General features: G+C 73.6%; 2 protein-coding genes. One reads left to right on the top strand and one right to left on the bottom strand.

The window, feature by feature from the left end:
* Positions 1-1,126, top strand: a 1,126-nt coding sequence (locus tag VN520_RS02175; RefSeq protein WP_325745105.1) for an oligosaccharide flippase family protein, incomplete at its 5' end; no start/stop codon positions are given.
* Here the strand turns inward: VN520_RS02175 and VN520_RS02170 are convergent.
* A complete protein-coding gene (locus VN520_RS02170; RefSeq protein WP_325745104.1) occupies positions 1,114-2,220 on the bottom strand; it encodes a glycosyltransferase family 4 protein in 1,107 nt (368 codons plus the stop codon). The two genes, VN520_RS02175 and VN520_RS02170, sit on opposite strands and share 13 nt — an antisense overlap.
* Positions 2,221-2,502 lie beyond the last annotated feature (282 nt).

Genomic DNA, 2,502 nt, shown 5'->3' with positions numbered 1-2,502 from the left:
GCTGCCGCTGGCCGGGCTGGCGGCCGTGCCGACCGGGCTCCTGCAGCGCCGGCTGCAGTTCCGGGCCATGTCCGTCGTCGACGTCCTCGCGGCCGGCCCAGGGGCCATGGGAGTGAGCGTCCTGCTCGCCGCCCTGGGCTTCGGGGCGTGGTCCATCGTGTGGGGAGCCGTGGCCAGCGCCGCGATCACCGCTGTGGGATACGCCGTCATGGCTCGTCCTGCCCTGCGACCGCTCGGCATCGGCGCGATGGGGCGCGAGGTCCGACCCCTCCTCATGTTCGGCAGCGGCTACTCGCTCTCGCAGCTCGGCAACTGGACGGCGCTCAACGCCGACAACGTGATCACGGCGAACCTGCTCGGCACGTACGCGCTCGGCATCTACGGCCGGGCTTACCAGCTGCTCGCCCAGCCGGCCAACCTGATCGGGGGCGCTGTCGACAAGGTCCTCTTCCCCGCCATGTCGAAGGTGCAGGACGACGGTGACCGGCTCCGGACGGCGTTCCTGCGCGCCAGCTCGCTGGTCGCCCTGGTGGGTGTGCCGATGAGCGCGATCCTGTTCGTGCTCGCGCCCGAGGTGGTCAGGGTGCTGCTCGGGGACGGCTGGGCGGCGGTCGTACTGCCGCTGCAGGTGTTTGCGCTTGTGCTGGTGCCGCGAGCGTCGTACAAGATCAGCGGCTCGCTGACCCGGGCGACGGGCGCCGTCTACCGCGGCGCGTGGCGGCAGTGGCTGTACGCCGCGGAGGTGGTCATCGGCTGCCTCATCGGCTCGCGCTGGGGCATCGACGGGGTCGCGATCGGGGCGTCGGCAGCGATCGTGGCGCACTTCGTGGTCATGCTGCACTTCTCCGGGCGGGTCGCCGAGGGGCTGGTCGGCATGGTGCTCCGGCTCTACGCGCTGAAGTACCTGCCCGTCGGGCTCGTGGTCTTCGGCGCGGTGTACGCGGTCGCCGAGCTGGCCCGCCCCTGGGGGGTCGCGCTGGTGACGTTGCTGCTGGCCGGGGGGGCCGGCGTGCTCGTGACCGCGTCGGCCGTGGCGGTGCTGCGCCGGGCCTTCGCCGCGGAGCTGGAGGTCATCGGGCACGTCCTGCGGCGCAGAGGTGGCCGGGCCGCACGTCAGCGTGTGTAGGCCGCGAGCAGGGTCTCGGCCTGACGGGACGGCGACAGGTGGTCGGCGACGAATCGGCGACCACCTCGGGCCAGGTCGTCCCGGAGGCCGGCGGAGCCGAGCACATCGTGGACGGCGGCGGCGAGGGCTGCGGCGTCCCGGTCGGGGACCACCACCGCGGCACCCGCCGCGGCCAGGCGGTCGGCGAGGGCGGACGAGGCGGTGACGATGCAGGGAACTCCCATGGCCAGCGCCGCCACCAGTACGTTCCCCCACGGTTCTGCGTCGGAGCACAGGACGAACACCCCGGTGCGCGCGACGCGTGCGGCGACGGCCGTACCGGGAACGGAGCCCGCGTACTCCAGGTTCGCGGTGGCCTCGATGTCGGGCCGGAGACGGTCGAGCATGCCGCCGTCCGGACCGAGGAGGACGTACCGCTCTGCCCAGCCGGCGTCGTGGGCCGTGCGGGCCGCGGCCACGAAGTCCTCCGGTCGCTTGCGTGGGTGCAACCGGGCGACGAAGAGCGCCTCGAGCCGGTGCCCAGGGGTCCGCTCCTGCAGCGCCGCCTGCGGGTCGACGGGGTTGCCCAGCACCGTCACCCTGTCCGCGTCGACGCGATAGCGGATGACGAGTTCGTGCGCCTCGCGGTCGGTGAGCGCGATCAGTCGGTGGGCGCTGCGGAGCAGGAGGCCGACCGGCGCGTCCGCCGGCCCGGCACCCGACGAGGTGGTCGTGAGCATCCCGTGCGGCTGCAGGACGAGCCGGCGGCGGCGGAGGAGTGCGGCGATGGCCGCGACGACTGGAACGAGGTCGCGTGCCATGGCCACGTGCACGACGTCCGCTGCACCCGCCCGTCGCCACGCCTGGCTGAGGAGTCCCCGGGAGAACAGGGAGGAGAACGGCCACCGGCGGGTGAGGGGGCGGACCGGTACCGGCACGGCGGTCAGGCTCGGAGCCGGTTCCACCACGGGTTCGTCGCCCCGCTCGGTTCCGAACATGAGACGCACGGAATGCCCCTGCGAGGCCAGGATCTGCGCTTGGTGCACGGCGGTCTCGAAGGGACCACCGAAGCGCCCGGAGGCGCTGCCGAGCGTCACCACGGACAGGATCCGCACGGCGTCCTCCTGCTCTGGTGGTCTCGTCGAGGCACCCGGCGGTCCGGCCTCCGCGGTGGAGGCCTCCGGTCGCTCCGGGCAAGCCACGGAAGTCTAGGCGCGCGGCGGGCGGCGCCACGGGAACCGCGCCTCACCTGCTCCCTGCCGCCCGGATCTCTCGATCCGCAGCGCGTTGCCCAGCGGCGCTGCCGCCTCAGGGGCGCGGCGCGGTGATGGTCGTAGTGGTGGACCGGAACGGCTGTGTGCGCAGGAGGCGCTCAGCGTCCGTACCGGCCTTCGGCG

The organism is Streptomyces sp., from assembly GCF_035563135.1.
GTDB lineage: Bacteria > Actinomycetota > Actinomycetes > Streptomycetales > Streptomycetaceae > Streptomyces.
Note: the sequence above shows the minus strand (reverse complement) of the source record. Positions and strands in the feature narration are given on the sequence as shown.